This window comes from Thermococcus sp. 2319x1, assembly GCF_001484685.1.
In the GTDB taxonomy this organism is placed as follows: Archaea; Methanobacteriota_B; Thermococci; order Thermococcales; family Thermococcaceae; genus Thermococcus_A.
The window spans coordinates 1,634,639-1,651,787 of record NZ_CP012200.1 but is presented as its reverse complement, the minus strand read 5'-3'; the positions used below and the strand labels follow the sequence as shown (position 1 = coordinate 1,651,787).

Sequence of the window (17,149 nt, the reverse complement as noted above, 5' to 3'; positions counted from 1 at the left end):
TTAAGGATGGTGATGATCATGGACATGAGTACGAGGATGTTTAAGGAAGAAGGCTGGATAAGAAAAACCTGCAAGGTCTGTGGAAAGCCTTTCTGGACGCTTGACCCAGATAGAGAAACCTGTGGGGATCCTCCATGTGATGAGTACGAATTCATAGGGAACCCGGGTATTCCAAAGAAGTATACCCTCGATGAGATGCGTGAGAAGTTCCTGAGCTTTTTCGAGAGAAGGGGACACGGAAGAGTAAAACGCTATCCCGTTTTACCCAGATGGAGAGACGATGTGCTCCTCGTTGGGGCATCAATTATGGACTTTCAGCCGTGGGTCATAAGCGGTGAAGCCGATCCCCCGGCAAATCCGCTCACGATAAGCCAGCCATCAATAAGGTTTACCGACATAGACAACGTTGGAATAACTGGCAGGCACTTCACGATATTTGAAATGATGGCACACCATGCTTTCAACTATCCGGGTAAACCGATTTACTGGATGGATGAGACCGTTGAATATGCCTACGAATTTTTCACCAAGGATTTGGGGATGAAAGGAGAGGATATAACCTTCAAGGAGAACCCCTGGGCTGGTGGAGGAAACGCTGGTCCGGCTTTTGAGGTGCTCTACCGCGGTTTAGAAGTTGCCACCTTGGTGTTCATGCAGTATAAGCTAGCCCCTTCAGACGCTGATCCCTCTCAGGTTGTTGAGATTAAGGGAGATAAGTATGTCCCGATGGATACAAGGGTAGTTGATACTGGATACGGCCTTGAGAGGCTTGTGTGGATGAGCCAAGGCACTCCAACGGCATATGATGCAGTGCTGGGCTATGTTATTGAGCCCCTTAAAAAGATGGCTGGAATTGAAAAAATAGACAACAGAATCCTCATGGAAAACTCAAAATTAGCGGGAATGTTTGATATTGAAGATATGGGTGATTTGAGAGTATTGAGGGAGACAGTTGCAAAGAGAGTTGGAATTGATGCAGATGAACTTACGAGGCTTGTAAGGCCTTATGAACTGATATACGCAATAGCCGACCACACAAAAGCCCTAACGTTCATGCTCGCTGATGGTGTTGTTCCCTCTAACGTTAAAGCTGGTTACCTTGCCAGACTGCTTATAAGAAAGAGCATAAGACACCTCAGGGAATTGGGTTTGGAGATTCCTCTCAGCGAGATAGTTGCAATGCACATCAAAGAGCTACATAGAACATTCCCAGAGTTCAAGGAAATGGAGGATGTCGTTCTTGATATTGTCGACGTTGAAGAAAAGAAATACGCAGAGACCCTAAACAGAGGGAGCGGATTGGTCAAGAGAGAAATCGAGAAGCTTAAAAAACAAGGCATTAACGAACTCCCCCTCGAGAAGCTTATCCTCTTCTACGAAAGCCACGGCTTAACACCTGAGATCGTCAGGGAGATTGCGGAGAAAGAAGGCATAAAGGTCAAGGTTCCGGACAACTTCTACAGCTTAGTTGCCAAAGAGGCTGAAAAGACTGCCAAAAAAGAGGAGGAAAAAAAGGTGGTGGACTTTGAGCTCGTTCAAAACTTGCCAGATACGAGAACCCTCTACTATGAAGATCCGTTTATGAAGGAGTTTGATGCAAAAGTGCTTAGGGTAATAGACGACTGGGTGGTTTTGGATCAGACCGCATTTTATCCCGAAGGTGGAGGTCAGCCGTGTGATTTGGGCGAGCTCAACGGGATTAAAGTGCTCGATGTCCAGAAGGTTGGCAAAGTAATCCTCCACAAGGTGGAGAAGCCTGAAGCTTTCAAAGAAGGAGACACCGTTCACGGAAAAATTGACTGGCAGAGGAGAATACAGCACATGAGGCACCACACCGGTACTCACGTCCTCATGGGAGCCCTTGTCAGGGTTCTCGGAAAACACGTCTGGCAGGCCGGTTCACAATTAAGCACCGATTGGGCTAGGCTGGATATAGCTCACTACAAGCGCATCAGTGAGGATGAGCTCAAGGAGATAGAACTCTTGGCTAACAGGGTTGTAATGGAAGACAGGGAAGTAAAATGGGAATGGCTGCCAAGAACCGAGGCGGAGCAAAAGTATGGCTTTAGGCTTTATCAGGGAGGAGTGGTGCCGGGAAGGATAATCAGAATTTTGAACATTAAAGACTGGGATGTGCAGGCATGCGGTGGTACCCACTTACCCAGAACGGGCCTAATAGGTCCAATAAAGATACTTAGGACGGAGAGAATACAGGATGGAGTTGAGAGGATAATATTCACATGTGGTGAGGCAACTGTCAAGGAATGGCAAAAGGAAAGGGAGATATTAAGCAAAACGAGTGACGTATTTAAAGTTTCTCCAGAGAAACTGCCGGAGACCGCAGAGAGGTTCTTTGAAGAATGGAAGCAAGCAAGGAAAGAAGTGGAGAAGCTCAACAAAGAACTTGCGAAGCTTTTAGTCTATGAGCTCGAGGGCAAAGTTGAGAAAATAGGAGAGATTGAGTTCATTGGGGCGGTGGTTGAGGGTGATATAGACCATCTGAGAGAAGCGGCTTTGAGTCTCAAGAAACCAAAAAGGGTTGTTGCTTTGATAAGTGAAGACAGCAAAGCCGTTGTGGTCAGCGTTGGTGATGAAATACCACACAAAGCCGGTGATTTGATAAGGATAATCACAAAGGTTGCAGGCGGAGGCGGTGGAGGTAAGAAAGACCTCGCCCAAGGAAAGATAAAGAACGTTCTGAAGGCTAAGGAATCTCTGGAGGAGCTTAAAAAAGCCCTTTAATTTTTTCAAATTTTTGGAGGGTTCAAGATTAAAATAAAAGCTCTCACTGAAGAATTAAGTAAAACTGTGGAGGAAATGGGTTTTAAAGCCGTTAAAGAGTTTTCCACAGTGGATAACGCAAGAATAGACCTTGCAATTTTGAGAGGAGAAGAGAAAATTCTGGCAATTGAGTTTGAGAACTCCTACAAATGGATAAAGCAGAGGATTCTCTACAATGCAATAAAGGCCCATCGTGCCGGCTTTAAGCACCTCTGGGTGGTTTATCCCTTCAAGAGTAAACCCCTAAAGAACAGCTGGGTAAAGGGGTATCTCAAAGAGCTCGGAGTGGAAGTTGAGGTTGTTTCCCCGGAAAACATTGGAGATATGGCAAAAGAATTTTTGACCTTATTATAAACCTGTGGGATTGTCAATGTAGGCAGTCTTGACCCCAAATTTCTCTCTTAGGATGGGCATTAAGGCTTTAACGCCGAGGGTTTCTGTGGCATAATGTCCTGCCGCTATAACGGTTAGTCTCCCTTCTTTGGCTGCGTGATAGTCATCGTGCAAAAATTCTCCGGTTATGAAGAGGTCAACACCTCTCTCTATTGCCTCCGGTATAGCAAACCCTCCCCTGCCGCTAACCACGGCAACGCTTTTTATTTCATCTACTCCAAATTCATAGGCTTTTACATACTCGGTCTTCAGCTTTTCCACGAGTATCTGGGCAACTAGAGGCAGAGGCTTTGGTTCCTCAAATTCCGAAATGTATCCAATGCTTATTCCGTTGTACTCTCCAAAGGGCTCCTCTGGCTCCAGACCTAAGAGCTTCAAAAGCTGTGCATTGTTTCCTACTTCAAGGTGAACATCTAAGGGCAAATGGGCGGCGTAGAGGTTCATCTCATTTTCAAGAAGAAACTTAAGCCTTTTCTGCACAAGCCCCCTTACGTACTCTATCCCTCCCCATATTAGGCCATGATGTACTATCAGCATATCCGCTCCCAGAGCTCTGGCTTTAACAAAGGTATCCATGCAGGCATCAACTGCAAAGGCAATCTTTTCTACCTCCTCTTTTCCCTCAACCTGCAGTCCATTTCGGGATTTATCGGGAAAAGAATTTATGCTTAAATACTCATCAAGGAACGCGACAACTTTCTCCCTTTCCACCATTTTTGTTCACCGAAGTCATTACTCTTCGATGCTTAAAACATTTTCAGGTGAAGACTTTTAAATGCCCGTACTATCTTAATGAACGTGATGGGAATGGAAGAAAAATATAGAAAAGCCTGCGAGGAAATTGCAAGGGCGGTAATTTCAGGCGAGATTAAGGATAGGAGAGAGCTCAATAGGTTTAAGGTTAAAATCGCCGCTAAGTACCATCTCTCAAGAATTCCTACCAATTCCGACATTCTTAGGGTAATGAAGAAAGAAGAGAGGGAGAGGTTCAAGGACTTTCTCAAGAAGAAGCCAACAAGAACCATAAGTGGAGTGGCCGTTGTGGCGATGATGACGAAGCCGTTTCCATGCCCCCATGGAAGGTGCATTTACTGCCCCGGGGGCCCAAGTGAGGGCTCCCCTCAAAGCTACACCGGAAAAGAGCCTTCTGCTTTGAGAGCTCTTCAGAATGCTTATCATCCCTACCTCATAATGATGAACCGCTTGAAGCAGCTCTATGATATCGGTCATGACATAGATAAAGTTGAGGTCATTATACAGGGCGGAACTTTTCCTGCTGTTGATTTGGACTATCAAGAGTGGTTCATAAAAGAGGCATTCAAAGCCATGAACGATTTTCCCTACTTTAAGGATATCGAGAACCTTGAAGAGAAAATTAGAAAGGCAGTTCTTTTTGGTGAAATTGACGAAGACCCTCTCTTCAAAAAAGCATGGGAGAGAACTCACTCAAAGCGCTACTATTACCTTGAGGAAGAGCAGAGAAAGAACGAGAAGGCAAAGGTCAGAATGGTGGGATTAACCATTGAAACAAGGCCGGATTGGGCTATGGAAAGACAAATCGATAGAATGCTTAAGCTCGGCACAACAAGAGTGGAGCTTGGAGTTCAAACGGTCTTCAACTTCATCTATGAGAGAGTAAAGAGGGGGCACACAGTTGAAGACACCGTAAAAGCCACTCAGCTTCTCAAAGATGCCGGTCTTAAGATAAACTACCACATGATGCCGGGCTTACCGGGAAGCAACTTTGAGAGAGACTTAAAGGCCTTCAAGATAATCTTTGAAGATGAACGCTTCAGGCCCGATATGCTCAAAATTTACCCAACCCTAGTCACGAGGGATACGCTCCTCTACAGATGGTATAAGGAAGGGAAATACAGGCCTTACACAACCGAAGAAGCCGTCGAGCTGCTTGTTGAAGTGTACAAACTCCTTCCAAAATGGGTTAGAGTCATGAGGATTCAGAGAGATATTCCAGTTCAGCTTGTTGAAGCTGGTGTGAAGCATTCCAATCTCGGCCAGCTGGTGTTCAATGAGCTCATAAAGAGGGGCATAAGGCCGAGGGAGATTCGCTTTAGGGAAGTTGGACATCAGATTCAGAAATTTGGGGTTCAACCAGAGGTTGAGCACATTAAGTTGCTGAGAGAGGATTATAAGGCAAGCGAAGGAGAAGAGATATTCCTGAGCTTTGAGGACGTGAAGAACGATATTTTAATCGGCTTCATCAGGCTTAGAATCCCAAGTGAAAAAGCTCATAGAAAAGAGATAAACTGCTGTCCTTCCGCTATAGTGAGGGAACTCCACGTTTACGGACCTTTGGTTCCAATAGGTGGGAAGCCAAAGTACGAGTGGCAGCACAGGGGTTACGGAAGGGAGCTCTTAGCTGAGGCGGAGAGGGTAGCGAGAGAAGAGTTCGACGTAAAGAAGATGCTCATCATAAGCGGCGTTGGCGTTAGAGAGTACTACAGAAAGTTCGGCTACAGAAAGGACGGCCCATATGTGAGCAAGAGGCTTGAGAAGAGCTATGCAAACTTTGTGGAAAGCAAAGAGTTTGATGCGCATTTGAACACCTGAGCTAAACGTTGTGTATTTTTACTTTGTTTTGTTGTTTGCTGTTTTTTCTTTTGTCTTTTGATTTTTTCCAATGGTAAATTTTATATACTTTGAGTGCTTAATTATTTGTGAAAATTTCCTCATACTTGGGGGGGGCGAATGAGGAAGAAGTTAAGCTTGCTTGTGGTTTTGTTGTTGGTTGGAGCGTACGCAGCTTACGCAGTAAGCCAGCCCAAACCCCCAGAAGTTAAAGGTTGTGTGAATCCATTTAGAGAAGTCAAGCCTGTGGAAAAAGCTCCGGAGAACTGGTCTTCAGTGCGTGTTTTTAACAAAATCCTCGTTAGCAAGGACCTTAGGAGTTTGGCAAAGCCTTGGGAAGTTGACTATAAGAGCGTCAGAATAGTAAGGCACATTGTAGATTATAACGGCGAGAGGATTGAAATGCTTGCCATGGGAATCCCATTAAAAGACGGCAAGCACGTAATAGGTTATTATGAATTCTCAAAACCAGTACAAGGAATCAAGACAAGAAGCTACCTGTTTGGCGTAAATGAAACTCTTGTAAAAACTCAAGCATTAAGTACCAACGGACAAGTGACTATTCTCAGCTCCTGTCCTCACGAATGCTCCAGTGATGCAGACTGTGGTATTCTCGAAGCATGCTATGAAATTTGCTGTGAACAGAGCTCACCAGATCCAGATTGTGTATTTTGGTGTTGTGATCTTTGTGGTCCAGCTTGTCTCCTTGGACCGGTTGCTTGCCTTTCGTGTTCTCTTGGATTGTGTCCATGGTGTTACTACGATATTTGTAGGGATTGCCTAGAGGAAGGTTCAATATGTCAATCAGTAGCTCCATAGGAGGGATTTGAATGTCTGCTAACATAACGTCAAAGACTTTGATCCTCAGAATGTTGTTTTTCTTTTTCCTTATTACTGCATGTCTTTTCGTAATGTTTATGATTGACGGAAGAAGTGTTGCAGAATTCGTGAGCTTCTTGAAATTTTTCGCACCACTTTCTGCAGTACTGTTGGGCATGTTTATCATCATTTACGTGATTCTGGAGAGAAAAACAAGCTTTCATAATTCAGTAAGGATGTTAATTGCAGGCATCATAAGTTACATTGCTACTCTTGGGACAATAGACTTTTTGTACGGACTTGATTTGCAAGATGTCATATTGGGGGCCCTGTGGGTGGTATTATTAGGAGTCGTCGCAATATATGAAACCGTCGTCGATTACTATCGCCATAAAGCAGGTAATCAGAATTAGAAACGGAGGAGGTCTAAGATGAAGAAAACGGGTGTAGAGGAGAGAGGGTTAGCATTTATTCCGCTCTTTTTGTATGTTACCTTAACTCTAATTTTCCTGAGGAATGAACCATTTTCGGAAATTTTCTTGTTTATCGTAGTGGGAGTTATTTCCTATGCTTTTGCAGTTAAATTCAAGTCACTTGCTCCATTTGCTATAGTTATCTGGTACCTTTTAATGGCAATGATAAAATATCTTGCAGGGACACTGACCGATAAAGATTTGCTAGTTTTTGCAATGAGTATAGCTTTTTGGATACCTATATCGCTAATAATATATTTTGTTTTTGTAAATCGGCCATCTAAAACTAATGGTTGAGGTGATGAAAATGTATTCAACGTGGGCTTTCACCAAAGGCTTGGGGTTAGAGGGATGCTATGGAGCGTGTGCTAGAGGAGATGTATGGGCATGTGGTACGTGTCTTAGTGGAAATGTAGCCAGTTGTTTAGCCTGTCTTCTTGCTGCTGGAATTTTCCCATAGGCATGTTGTGAGGAATGGGAACAGAAATGTGGACAAAGAATCTTAATTCCTGGACCTTAAGGTGGTGGTGAGATGGAGAAGGAGAAGTTTTTAAATTACCTCTCATACTTTATTCTTTTGGTCGGCATATCCCTAATTTTGTTATCAATTTATGTGGAATGGAACAAGCTCCTGCTTAGATACTACGGAATTGTAGCACTCACAGCTGGAGCAGTAAGTGTTGTTTGGAGAGCCTTGAAAAACAGCACCATAGTGAAAGTCCTCAAATAAGGACAATAAATGGGAAACCCACAATTGGAGTCATTAGTGAGTGAAGTGAATGAGGAGGGAGATCGTATTGAGAAAGTCTGATATTTCCATAATTTTTGCTTCCATTTTGGAGTTCTTTTGGGTGGAGTGGCATTAGTAACTGGATATGCTAAGTATCCCTTCGTAATATTGTACTTTATGCTAGTTTTGATGTTATTGCCTGCGATTTTAAAGAAAAACCCGCCTGTAAGCACGGCTGGAATTCTTTTGAGCATTCTCTTGGCTTATTTTGCAGTTGAAAGCATCAAAGGCCTCAATGTATCAACGTTATTTTTAGTGGCATTTGAACTTGGCCTAATTGGTATGTACATTGAAATGATCTGGAGAATTTCATAACTTTTCAAAAAGGCGTTTAACATTTGGGACTTCCGAGAACTGGAATTCCTTGAGTTTTACCTGAGAAGGGGTATACATAGCCATGAGAACTGCCAAGATTACCACCACGATAGAAAGCGCTTTCATACATCTGTTTTCCGAGAGATTTAAAAGTTTCGGGAAGAGCTTTTTATGAGGGATTAAAAAGTGAGATTCAAGCCAAAACCATTGAAGAGCGATGTGAAGTTTGAGTGCAAATTCTGCCTCGACTGCTGTAGAGGGAGGTTTATCTACTTAACCTTGCATGACATAAAGAACATAATGAGAAGGGGGCATGATCCACAGGAATTTATCCTTCTAACTGGTGAAGGGGGAAAAATACGCTTTGTCTTGGCCTATAGAGAATGGGATCTTGGGTGTGTTTTCCACGATCCAGAAACTGGAAAGTGTAAAATTCACAATTACAATCCCTTAATTTGTCAGATCTATCCCTTCATGGTCTCCCACAAGCCGCTTGGCATTGAAGGTGAAGAACCTTTTGAGTACAATGGAGAAAAGCTCTGGCTCTACTACGACGAGAGCTGTCCGGGGATTGGGGAAGGGAAAGAGGTCATAACGAAGGAGAAAATAGCAGAACTCGGAATAAAGTTCCAGAAAGAATTTGAAAAAACTGATTTGGATGGCTTAGGCATTCTTTTGAACGGTGAAAACAATGGAACTTAGGTACAGAAGGGCTTCCTCTTGGGAGTTTGATTTGATAATGAAGGAAGCTGAAAAGTTCGGGGAGTTAAAACACGAGTTCTTTGGGATAGTCGAGGGAAAGTTTAGGGATGTCTATGCGGTAAACGAGGAAGTTTGGAGAGAAATAGAAAACCTAAAGGTAAAGCCCTACGCATTTGGAACGTTTGTGGGCACAATAAAGGTTGACAAAAACCTTGTTGAGAAATTTTGCCCAAATATTGAGTTCTTCTATTTTGTGGATATTAAGAAGAACTATGCGGTTCTAAAGCCAAAAACTGCGTTTCTTTTCACAACCGGCAAAGACGTGCCGAAAAAAGGGGTTAAGGAATACAACTGGCAGGGGAGCAAAAAGCTTGTTATCCTAAATGAAGAAGGTTTAATCCTTGGACTCGGCATTATAAATCCAGAGAGCGAAAAGAAGTTCATTAAAAACATTGCAGACATTGGGGAATTCATAAGGCGGCACAAGTAGTGTTTTTGTAGTTTTTGATACTGTTAGGATAAGCGGAGGGGGCGTTAGGTTTAAGTTGCCAGCAACACTTCAGAAAAAGAAAGGGGGAAGATGCAGGCTGAAACCATTAGTTTGTTTTTCTGTTTGCTTTCTGGTATAATTTTGTTAGGGTTCATTTTAGGTTTGGTCGGCCGCCTATTATTTGCTTTTTCTTAGGAAAACCAGCAAGAAAACTACTATAACCACAGCCACAAGACTACCCAAAATATCCATGATTAAAGAATTGTTGCTCTTTGGTCTCTCAGACAATACTGAAATCATTTCTGGGGTTATGTCGCTAAATTTGTCATTTTTAAAGAAATATATCTTGTTCTCATCAAATACAATCCATCCCCCACAACAAAGCGCTACCCTGTATCCATGGTTTTTAAGGGCATTCGGAAGCTCAATGCTATCTCTTGAGGTAAGGTCAAATATATGGCTAGAGTTAAACAGAAAAACTGAATTTTCCCCAGAAGCTACAAGCATGCTTCCAGGCTCAACTTTTGGTGCTGAAAACCCTTTCGATTCCTTCATGTTGATCACTCTAAGGTAGTTGTTTCTGACTTTTAGGGAACTAACTTGAACAAGTGAAAAACCCCTGAGTTCAAATAGATTGAGCAAGATGTAGGTTCCCATGTTGATGGGAATTCTTGAAAGAATGTAACTCCTATTCGAGGTAGTTAGCGGATAAAGCATCGCATAGTCTTCAAATGCATGTATCTTAATGAAATCGGTGCCGTTAAACAGCCATACAATGAATCTCAAATCGTTATGTGAATCTCTACCAAGAAGCATCGGCTTTCCAATCCACACCTTTGGAGGATATGGCCCTTCTCCCAACTCTCTTTTTTCTAGTCTCCGATTGTAGATTAAAACCAGTGAAGAGTTCCTGATAGTGAATACTCGAACCCATCCTCCATCTGAAGATACCACGAGAAAAGTTTTACCGTCATCAACAGCTAACCCCACCGAATATATACCGGTTTTACTGAAGTTGTACTCTCCGAGCACTTTTCCATTCTCGTCAACTAAAGATTCCCCAATGAGCCAAGCGTTAAGCGCAGGGATCCAGACTTCCCGCCCAGTGACATTAAGGGGTACTAGGTTTTCATCTTTCAGGATGTAGTCTTTAAACTTGAAAGTGCATTCTCCAGTGTTGGGATCATTATGGGGACCCGCTTCTATAAAAGTTAGAAGATACTCTCTGCCATTCCACTTAATCTCTAAGTCATTATCCGTGCATAAGCTACCTCCATTAAAAGTTCTAATAAGCTTAAGGACACCATCCTGGTATGTGTAAAGACTAACAGTTCCCCGCCTTCCTTTTTGGAGGAGCCAGTACTTGCCGTTCCAGTGTCTCACTAAATATGATGTAGTGAAATTAAGTGGCTCCACTTCAAAGGAGTGACCGTTGTAAGTTAGAGCATAAAGTTTATTCGATGTTGTGTTGAGAACCACGAATGCTACCTTGTCTCCAATAGAATAGGCGTTTATGATTTTCAAATTGTCAGTATAACCAGTCAATACTGGAATAGAGTCGATAAGCAGAAGGAAAAGAATAGAAACAAAGACAGTGCCTTTTACCACTCGGGACATTGATTCCTCACCTCATCAACATTGTTTATATTAGCATTGTAGTAATATGCTCTCTGTGGCCAAATATCTCCAACCACCGAATTCTTTTGTGCTGTAACATAGTCACATGCTTTATTTATTAAGTCTGGATATGAGTTGATAGTCCCATCCACTTCCATTTCTATATATCCGTTAGGAATACTCCATACCCAATTCCTCTAACTCCTCTGGTTTTACTCTTGTCAATGAGAACTGGAACCACAACAAGATAATCGATTCCTTTCAGTATCGAATCTATCCATCTTCCAAGAGATGCTCCATCTTGGTATCCATCGTTGTAGGAATATCCACTAAACGGAATATTCCCATATAATAAGTTTCCATTTTCATCTTTTGCAGCAGAATGCAGAGCTATTGCATAGGTAAATCCTCTGTCTTTCAGCTGAGATGGTGTTCCTGCGGAGGAAAATGTTTCATAATTCCCATCTTGAGCTTTAAAGTACCACAATCCATATGTGGCCACAATATCACCTCAATAAGTAGTTATATGATAGTACTAAAAATGATACTGTTAGGATAAGCAGTGGGACATCAGGTTTAAGTTTCTGACACTACTTCAGAAAAAGAAGGACCGTAGTTATCCTAACAGACAGTATGCTAGTTTTTAACGTAAACTTTAAATATCTTCAACATATAATTCCAATTGGTAACTAAAATCACTATTCTTTCTAACCCGCTTAAATCAGATAAAGATCCATTACGGGGGTGAGAAAGTGATTAAGAGAGTAAAAACAGGTATTCCGGGGATGGATGAGATACTTCATGGAGGAATTCCGGAGAGAAACGTAGTTTTGCTCAGCGGAGGCCCGGGAACAGGAAAGACAATATTCAGCCAGCAGTTCTTATGGAATGGTCTGCAAATGGATGAACCCGGGATTTACGTAGCTCTTGAGGAGCATCCAGTCCAAGTGAGGCAAAATATGGCTCAGTTTGGATGGGACGTCAAGCCGTATGAAGAGCAAGGAATGTTTGCCATGGTAGACGCCTTCACAGCTGGAATCGGGAAATCTAAGGAATATGAGAAGTATATAGTCCATGATTTAACCGATATTAGGGAGTTCGTCGATGTGTTAAGGCAGGCTATAAAAGACATCAACGCCAAGAGGGTCGTTGTTGATTCTGTCACAACGCTCTACATAAACAAGCCCGCCATGGCTAGAAGCATAATCCTTCAGCTCAAGAGGGTCTTAGCTGGTACCGGATGTACAAGTATATTTGTGAGCCAGATTAGCGTTGGGGAAAGGGGATTTGGAGGGCCTGGAGTAGAGCACGGTGTTGATGGTATTGTAAGGCTCGATCTTGATGAAATCGATGGCGAGCTTAAACGCTCCCTCATAGTGTGGAAGATGAGAGGAACTAGTCATTCAATGAGGAGGCATCCATTTGAGATAACCGACAAGGGAATAACAGTTTATGCGGACAAGGTTCTGAAGAGAGGTGGAATCGTGGAGATTTGAGGGGGTGATAGCGATGACAGTTGAGATCCCCCTTAACCCCGTTGGAAGGCAGGAGATTCACCAATTGGAGAGCATTCTTCTCTTTGCAACGCTCTTTAGGCCGGAGGTTATTGAGCTAATCAAGGATCCAGCGGAGAGATTAACTTGGGTCGACAGCTTGGCAGTTGCAGCTGGAGCAATTGCGAGAGAGAAAGCGGGAATGACAACAAGCGAGATTGCGAGGGAACTTGGTAGAACCGAGCAGACAATAAGAAAACACCTCAAGGGAGAAAGCAAAGCGGGACAACTTGTTAGAGAAACCTACGAGCTGATAAAGCAAGGAAAGCTCGACGAGCTAATCAAAACTATTGAAATGATTGAAAAGGGTGGCTTAAAGGAGGTTATTGCTAAGGAGGAGTATGAAAGGCTTATGCAAGAGTATGAAAAGCTCAGGATTGAATACGAAAAGGTCAGAGAAGAACTTGAAAAGATGAAGCAAACTGTAGACCTTGAAAGCCTGGAAAAGGCAAGAGAGGAGATAGAGAAACTCAAGAAAGAACTTGAAACAGCAAAAGCGGAACTCGAAAAAGTCAGGAAGGAAAAGAAAGAGCTTGAAAAAGAGCTCGCAGAGGCTAAAGTAAAAATCATGGAGCTGCAGAGCAAAGCTATCGAAGAAACCAGAATCAAAGAACTTGAAGAGAAGCTCAAAGCAAAGGAGGAAGAAATCAGCAGATTAGAGAGGCTGGTTGATGAGGTAACCCGTGAAAAGCTGGAGCTTGAGAAGAAAGTTGAAGAATTCAAAGGACTTGCCGATGAGTGGAGAAAAGAAAAAGAGGAACTTGAAAGAAAAGCCAATGAGCTTTTAAAAGAGAACAATGAGCTCAAACAGAGAATTGAGGAGCTTGAGACGTACAAGATCAGGTTTGAGAACCTCAGAGATAAGATAGAGAAAATAAAGATAGAGCTCGAAAAACTCCTGGAGTGATTATCTCTCGCTCCTTCTGTCTAATTTTTCTTCCCATGTTAGAATCATGTGGGTGAATGTGCCCTCTTCCTCTTTGATGCCCCTTTTGACTTCTGAGACGTGAGCGTACTGAGCTTTGAACTTCTCAAGAATGTAATCAACAGCCTTCTCTGGATCTGCCTTCTCGCCACATGTGTAGACATCCAGTGCCGCGTATCCTTCCTCCGGCCATGTGTGAACGGAAATATGGCTCTCGGCAACAATAACAACTCCGCTAACTCCAGTCGGTGAGAACCTAAAAAAGTAGCTCGCCTTAACTTCCATGTTTCCTACTTTTGCTGCCTCTAAGAAAATCTCTCTTATCTTGTTTGGGTCTTTTAGAACCTCTGGATCGCATCCTGAGGCTTCAACCACGTAGTGATATCCAATGGTGTCCACGAGCATCACCTACTTTAGTTATCCACCTCAGGTTTTAAAACTTGTTCTTTATAATGGCCATTGAATAGATTTTTAAATGCTACGGTGGAGTATCTAAAAAGACTAATGCAGTACATTAAAAATCCATAGAGGTGAACACAATGCTCGAAAATATCCTCAAAAAACTTGCAACTGCAGACCCTAAAAAAATGATAACTTATCCATTGATTGTTTTTCTCGTGGCACTTTTAATATTGGTGATCCATTTTCCAACCCTCGGGACAGATCTTAAGGGAGGAGTGGTTATAAGCATTCATGGAGGAAATGCAAATGCAAAGGACGTTGAGAGCTTATTGAAGGCGGAAAACTTTGATGTGACGGTTAGGGAAATTAAGAGCATTACTGGGGACACAAGAGTGGAAGTAAGGGCGTCCACCGGTGTTAACGTACAAAGAATAATCGAACTCATAAAGTCAAAATATCCCGGTGCAGCAATTTCACAGACCCAATTTGGGCCCAGTTTATCAAAAACGGCTCAAGAACAAAGTTTGAAAGCAGTTTCTCTAGCCTTTCTGGGGATGGCCGTTGTTGTGTTTTTGTTCTTTAGGGTTTTGGTACCTTCGTTGACCGTAATATTCTCGGCTCTTTCAGACATGGTAATAGCACTCGCCTTGATGAGCATCTTTGGTTTGGAACTAACTCAAGCCACAATCGCTGCTCTGTTAATGCTTATAGGTTATTCCGTTGACAGCAACATACTCCTCACCACCAAGCTTCTGAGAAGAAAGGAAGACACCGTAGAGGAGGCTTATTTTTCAGCTGTCTCTACGGGCTTTACTATGAGCACAACCACGTTGGGAGCTTTAGCTTCATTGTGGGTAATCTCCCAAGCAGAAGTCATAGATGCGATAGCCGTTGTACTGATTTTTGGATTGCTGGCTGATTTCATGAACACATGGATACTCAATGCTGGAGTGCTAAGATGGTACATACAAAGGGGTGAGAGAAGATGAATCTAAAGAAGCTCCTCTTGAACGGCAGAGTGCTTTTGCTTATACTTGTTGTTGTGGGGTCTATTTTAACAATAATCGCCCAGGGGATTACCTATGGTTTGGACATAAGTGGAGGCGTTGAAATAACTGTACAGCTTGAAAAACCTGTTGATAAGTCAACTATGGAGGAGGTTAGGATTTCCCTTGAGAATAGATTGAACACCCTTGGAGTTAAAGATATCACGTTAGAGCCATGGGGAGATCAAATAATAAAAGTAAGAGTTGCCAATGTCACGGAAGAGGAGGCAAACAGCATTATAGACACCATAAACCGTCAGGGTGTTTTCTACGCTGAATTCAATGGCGTCATATTTGCAACTGGCGCTGACATAAAGAGGGTGGATCAGGTAAGCTACGAGCCTAGAGAGGGAGCTTGGATTGTTCCATTTTCAATATCTAAAGAAGCCGCGGAAAAGTTTGCACAGTTAGCACTGGGAAAAGTAGGTTATCCCGTGGATATCTTTCTCGACCCGCCGGTAAATTCAACTTTGATAGTCTCACAAGAGATATACACACTAATGAACTCAAATGAATTTCAGTTTGTGCCTGATGCAAAGCCTTTACCGCAGAGACTTAAGGAAGCCTTTAATATTGACGTAGTCCCATACAAAAATCAGAGTGCCGAGGAAATAGCCAAGCTTGCCCAAGGGAAAGAGAAGGTCATCCTTGTTGGCGTTAATGAAGGGCTAGAATCAACCTTGAATAACTTGGGAATAAAAGTTGAAAAGAGAGAACCAAGGGCTGGAGAGGCTGCAGACGAATTTATAAGGAGGATGTTGGGTCTTTATGGGCCGTATAGACTTCAAGAAGGGCTCACCACCGGAGAACCACACACCGAATTGGCAATTTCAATTGGGGGGTCTAAAGAAGACATTGCGGCAATGAGACAGGCTCAGGTCGTTTCAGTGGTGTTGAGGAGTGGATCACTTCCGGTGAAGGTTTTTGTAGAGGGAGTCAACTACATCCCTCCTACCTTGGGAGAGCAGTTTAGAAAGCAAGTAGTACAAGCTGGAATAGTGGCTTTGCTGGTGGTTGGACTAATAGTCTATCTCCACTACAGAAAGGCGAAGATAGCTATTCCAGTAGTGCTTACAAGTTTGAGTGAGGTCATTGCGATTTTGGGAGTTGCAGCATTGATAAGATGGAACCTCGATTTGCCAAGTATAGCGGGTATAATAGCAGCCATAGGTACTGGAGTTGACCAGCAAATAGTCATAACAGACGAGCTCTTGGGTGGAAGAAAGAGAGAAAAAATCACAAAGAGGAGTGGAGTACTGAAAAGAATGGGAAGGGCGTTCTTCGTTATCTGGGCATCAGCAACCACCACAATAGTCGCAATGAGCTTTCTCTTCAAGTTCTTTGTAGGTGGACTTAGGGGCTTTGCCTTCACCACAATACTTGGAGTGCTCATTGGAATATTGATAACAAGGCCAGCGTATGCTGAAATCGCAAAAGTGCTCCTCAGCGAGGAGAGGTGAAAGTGGATGTTTATTGTAATAATGGGTGCCGGAAGGGTTGGATACCTTGTGGCCAAGATGCTGGAGAATGAGGGGCATGACGTTACAATAATTGACATAGACAAAGAGAGAGCCAAAGAGCTCTCTTTCCTTATTAACGGTCTTGTAATCGAAGGGGATGCTACAGACCATAAGACCTTAGAAGAGGCCAACGTGAAGCAGGCAGATGCTTTTGCGGCATTAACTGGAAGGGATGATGCGAACATATTGGCGTGCATTCTCGCAAAGCATCTGAATCCCGAGATAAAGACAGTTCTCAGGATAAGCAAACCGAAAAATAAGGAGGTATTTGAGAGAGTCGAAGATTTGAAAAAATACTTTGATGTAGTTATAAGCCCGGAGGAAATAGCAGCCAACTACATATTTAGGAGTTTAACAACCCCAGGCTTTGATAGGGTTTTGTTCCCCAGAGAAGGGGCAGAAATCGTTAAGTTCCGTCTGGATGATGAGAGTGAAATCTCAGAAAAGTCAGTAAAAGACCTCAACCTGCCGAAAGACTCTCTCATAGTGGCCATATACGACGAAAAGGGGAACTTAACAATCCCGTCAGGGGATACGAAACTTCCTAAAAAGGGTGAAGTGGTTGTTTTTGCCAAAAATTCAGTTCTAAACGAAATCAAAAAAATCTTTGAACAGAAGAAAAGCAGCGGAGAGCAAAGTTGAATTATATCTAAATTAGTCCTTGAATCTCTTTTATTGTTTTATCATTTATGCAAAAATTTTCATCTTTTCTGTCCCCCTTTGTGCACCTTTGA

The 17,149-nt window shown here is 42.8% G+C and carries 20 protein-coding genes; 15 read left to right on the top strand and 5 right to left on the bottom strand.

The window, feature by feature from the left end:
* The first annotated feature begins 12 nt into the window (after positions 1–12).
* Positions 13–2,742, top strand: a complete 2,730-nt coding sequence (gene alaS, locus ADU37_RS09195; RefSeq protein ID WP_058947301.1) for an alanine--tRNA ligase — start codon at positions 13–15, stop codon at positions 2,740–2,742.
* Positions 2,743–2,850: 108 nt separating this feature from the next.
* Positions 2,851–3,135 carry a hypothetical protein gene (locus ADU37_RS09190; RefSeq protein ID WP_238981961.1) on the top strand — a complete coding sequence of 95 codons (285 nt, stop codon included), beginning with the start codon at positions 2,851–2,853 and terminating at the stop codon, positions 3,133–3,135.
* Here ADU37_RS09190 and ADU37_RS09185 read toward each other — a convergent pair.
* The gene (locus ADU37_RS09185; protein ID WP_058947299.1) at positions 3,130–3,888 is read right to left on the bottom strand and encodes a Nif3-like dinuclear metal center hexameric protein; all 759 of its coding nucleotides are present in this window, start codon (positions 3,886–3,888) and stop codon (positions 3,130–3,132) included. The two genes, ADU37_RS09190 and ADU37_RS09185, sit on opposite strands and share 6 nt — an antisense overlap.
* A gap of 93 nt (positions 3,889–3,981) precedes the next feature.
* Here ADU37_RS09185 and ADU37_RS09180 point away from each other — a divergent pair, with 93 nt between their 5' ends.
* From ADU37_RS09180 to ADU37_RS09155, 6 genes are all read left to right on the top strand, one after another.
* A complete protein-coding gene (locus tag ADU37_RS09180) occupies positions 3,982–5,745 on the top strand; it encodes a tRNA uridine(34) 5-carboxymethylaminomethyl modification radical SAM/GNAT enzyme Elp3 (RefSeq protein WP_394325720.1) in 1,764 nt (587 codons plus the stop codon).
* Positions 5,746–5,883: 138 nt separating this feature from the next.
* Positions 5,884–6,582 (top strand): hypothetical protein, encoded by a 699-nt coding sequence (locus tag ADU37_RS09175; protein ID WP_058947298.1) that lies wholly within the window; start codon positions 5,884–5,886, stop codon positions 6,580–6,582.
* Between the two features lie 176 nt (positions 6,583–6,758).
* On the top strand, positions 6,759–6,995 hold the full coding sequence (locus tag ADU37_RS11360) for a hypothetical protein (RefSeq protein ID WP_143592355.1): 237 nt from the start codon (positions 6,759–6,761) through the stop codon (positions 6,993–6,995).
* An 18-nt stretch (positions 6,996–7,013) separates the two neighbouring features.
* Entirely contained in the window at positions 7,014–7,352 is a 339-nt protein-coding gene (locus ADU37_RS09165; protein ID WP_058947296.1) for a hypothetical protein, read from the top strand.
* A 235-nt stretch (positions 7,353–7,587) separates the two neighbouring features.
* Positions 7,588–7,785: a hypothetical protein gene (locus ADU37_RS09160; RefSeq protein WP_058947295.1), complete on the top strand. Its 198-nt coding sequence runs from the start codon at positions 7,588–7,590 to the stop codon at positions 7,783–7,785.
* Between the two features lie 126 nt (positions 7,786–7,911).
* A complete protein-coding gene (locus ADU37_RS09155; RefSeq protein ID WP_238981960.1) occupies positions 7,912–8,160 on the top strand; it encodes a hypothetical protein in 249 nt (82 codons plus the stop codon).
* On the opposite strand, the gene ADU37_RS11780 is transcribed toward ADU37_RS09155, so the two are convergent.
* The gene (locus ADU37_RS11780) at positions 8,155–8,286 is read right to left on the bottom strand and encodes a hypothetical protein (RefSeq protein ID WP_255357512.1); all 132 of its coding nucleotides are present in this window, start codon (positions 8,284–8,286) and stop codon (positions 8,155–8,157) included. The two genes, ADU37_RS09155 and ADU37_RS11780, sit on opposite strands and share 6 nt — an antisense overlap.
* Positions 8,287–8,346: 60 nt before the next feature.
* Here ADU37_RS11780 and ADU37_RS09150 point away from each other — a divergent pair, with 60 nt between their 5' ends.
* A complete protein-coding gene (locus ADU37_RS09150) occupies positions 8,347–8,862 on the top strand; it encodes a YkgJ family cysteine cluster protein (protein WP_058947293.1) in 516 nt (171 codons plus the stop codon).
* A complete protein-coding gene (locus ADU37_RS09145) occupies positions 8,852–9,352 on the top strand; it encodes a PUA domain-containing protein (protein ID WP_058947292.1) in 501 nt (166 codons plus the stop codon). Before ADU37_RS09150 ends, ADU37_RS09145 begins: the two co-directional genes overlap by 11 nt.
* Before the next feature lie 177 nt (positions 9,353–9,529).
* Here the strand turns inward: ADU37_RS09145 and ADU37_RS09140 are convergent, their stop codons facing one another.
* Both ADU37_RS09140 and ADU37_RS09135 read right to left on the bottom strand, forming a co-directional pair.
* Positions 9,530–10,969: a hypothetical protein gene (locus tag ADU37_RS09140; protein WP_058947291.1), complete on the bottom strand. Its 1,440-nt coding sequence runs from the start codon at positions 10,967–10,969 to the stop codon at positions 9,530–9,532.
* A gap of 160 nt (positions 10,970–11,129) precedes the next feature.
* Entirely contained in the window at positions 11,130–11,471 is a 342-nt protein-coding gene (locus tag ADU37_RS09135) for a hypothetical protein (RefSeq protein WP_058947290.1), read from the bottom strand.
* A gap of 250 nt (positions 11,472–11,721) precedes the next feature.
* Between ADU37_RS09135 and ADU37_RS09130 the strand changes: the two genes are divergently transcribed.
* Both ADU37_RS09130 and ADU37_RS09125 read left to right on the top strand, forming a co-directional pair.
* Entirely contained in the window at positions 11,722–12,465 is a 744-nt protein-coding gene (locus ADU37_RS09130) for a KaiC domain-containing protein (protein WP_058947289.1), read from the top strand.
* A gap of 13 nt (positions 12,466–12,478) precedes the next feature.
* Entirely contained in the window at positions 12,479–13,429 is a 951-nt protein-coding gene (locus tag ADU37_RS09125) for a transcriptional regulator (RefSeq protein WP_058947288.1), read from the top strand.
* On the opposite strand, the gene speD is transcribed toward ADU37_RS09125, so the two are convergent.
* The gene (speD, locus tag ADU37_RS09120; RefSeq protein WP_058947287.1) at positions 13,430–13,846 is read right to left on the bottom strand and encodes an adenosylmethionine decarboxylase; all 417 of its coding nucleotides are present in this window, start codon (positions 13,844–13,846) and stop codon (positions 13,430–13,432) included.
* A 140-nt stretch (positions 13,847–13,986) separates the two neighbouring features.
* On the opposite strand from speD, the gene ADU37_RS09115 reads away from it, so the two are divergent.
* The 3 genes from ADU37_RS09115 to ADU37_RS09105 are packed head-to-tail and all read left to right on the top strand — an operon-like array spanning position 13,987 to position 17,057.
* Positions 13,987–14,838 (top strand): protein translocase subunit SecF, encoded by an 852-nt coding sequence (locus ADU37_RS09115; RefSeq protein WP_058947286.1) that lies wholly within the window; start codon positions 13,987–13,989, stop codon positions 14,836–14,838.
* Entirely contained in the window at positions 14,835–16,355 is a 1,521-nt protein-coding gene (locus tag ADU37_RS09110) for a preprotein translocase subunit SecD (protein ID WP_058947285.1), read from the top strand. The genes ADU37_RS09115 and ADU37_RS09110 overlap by 4 nt, the downstream gene beginning before the upstream one ends.
* Before the next feature lie 6 nt (positions 16,356–16,361).
* Positions 16,362–17,057: a TrkA family potassium uptake protein gene (locus tag ADU37_RS09105; RefSeq protein WP_058947284.1), complete on the top strand. Its 696-nt coding sequence runs from the start codon at positions 16,362–16,364 to the stop codon at positions 17,055–17,057.
* Positions 17,058–17,149 lie beyond the last annotated feature (92 nt).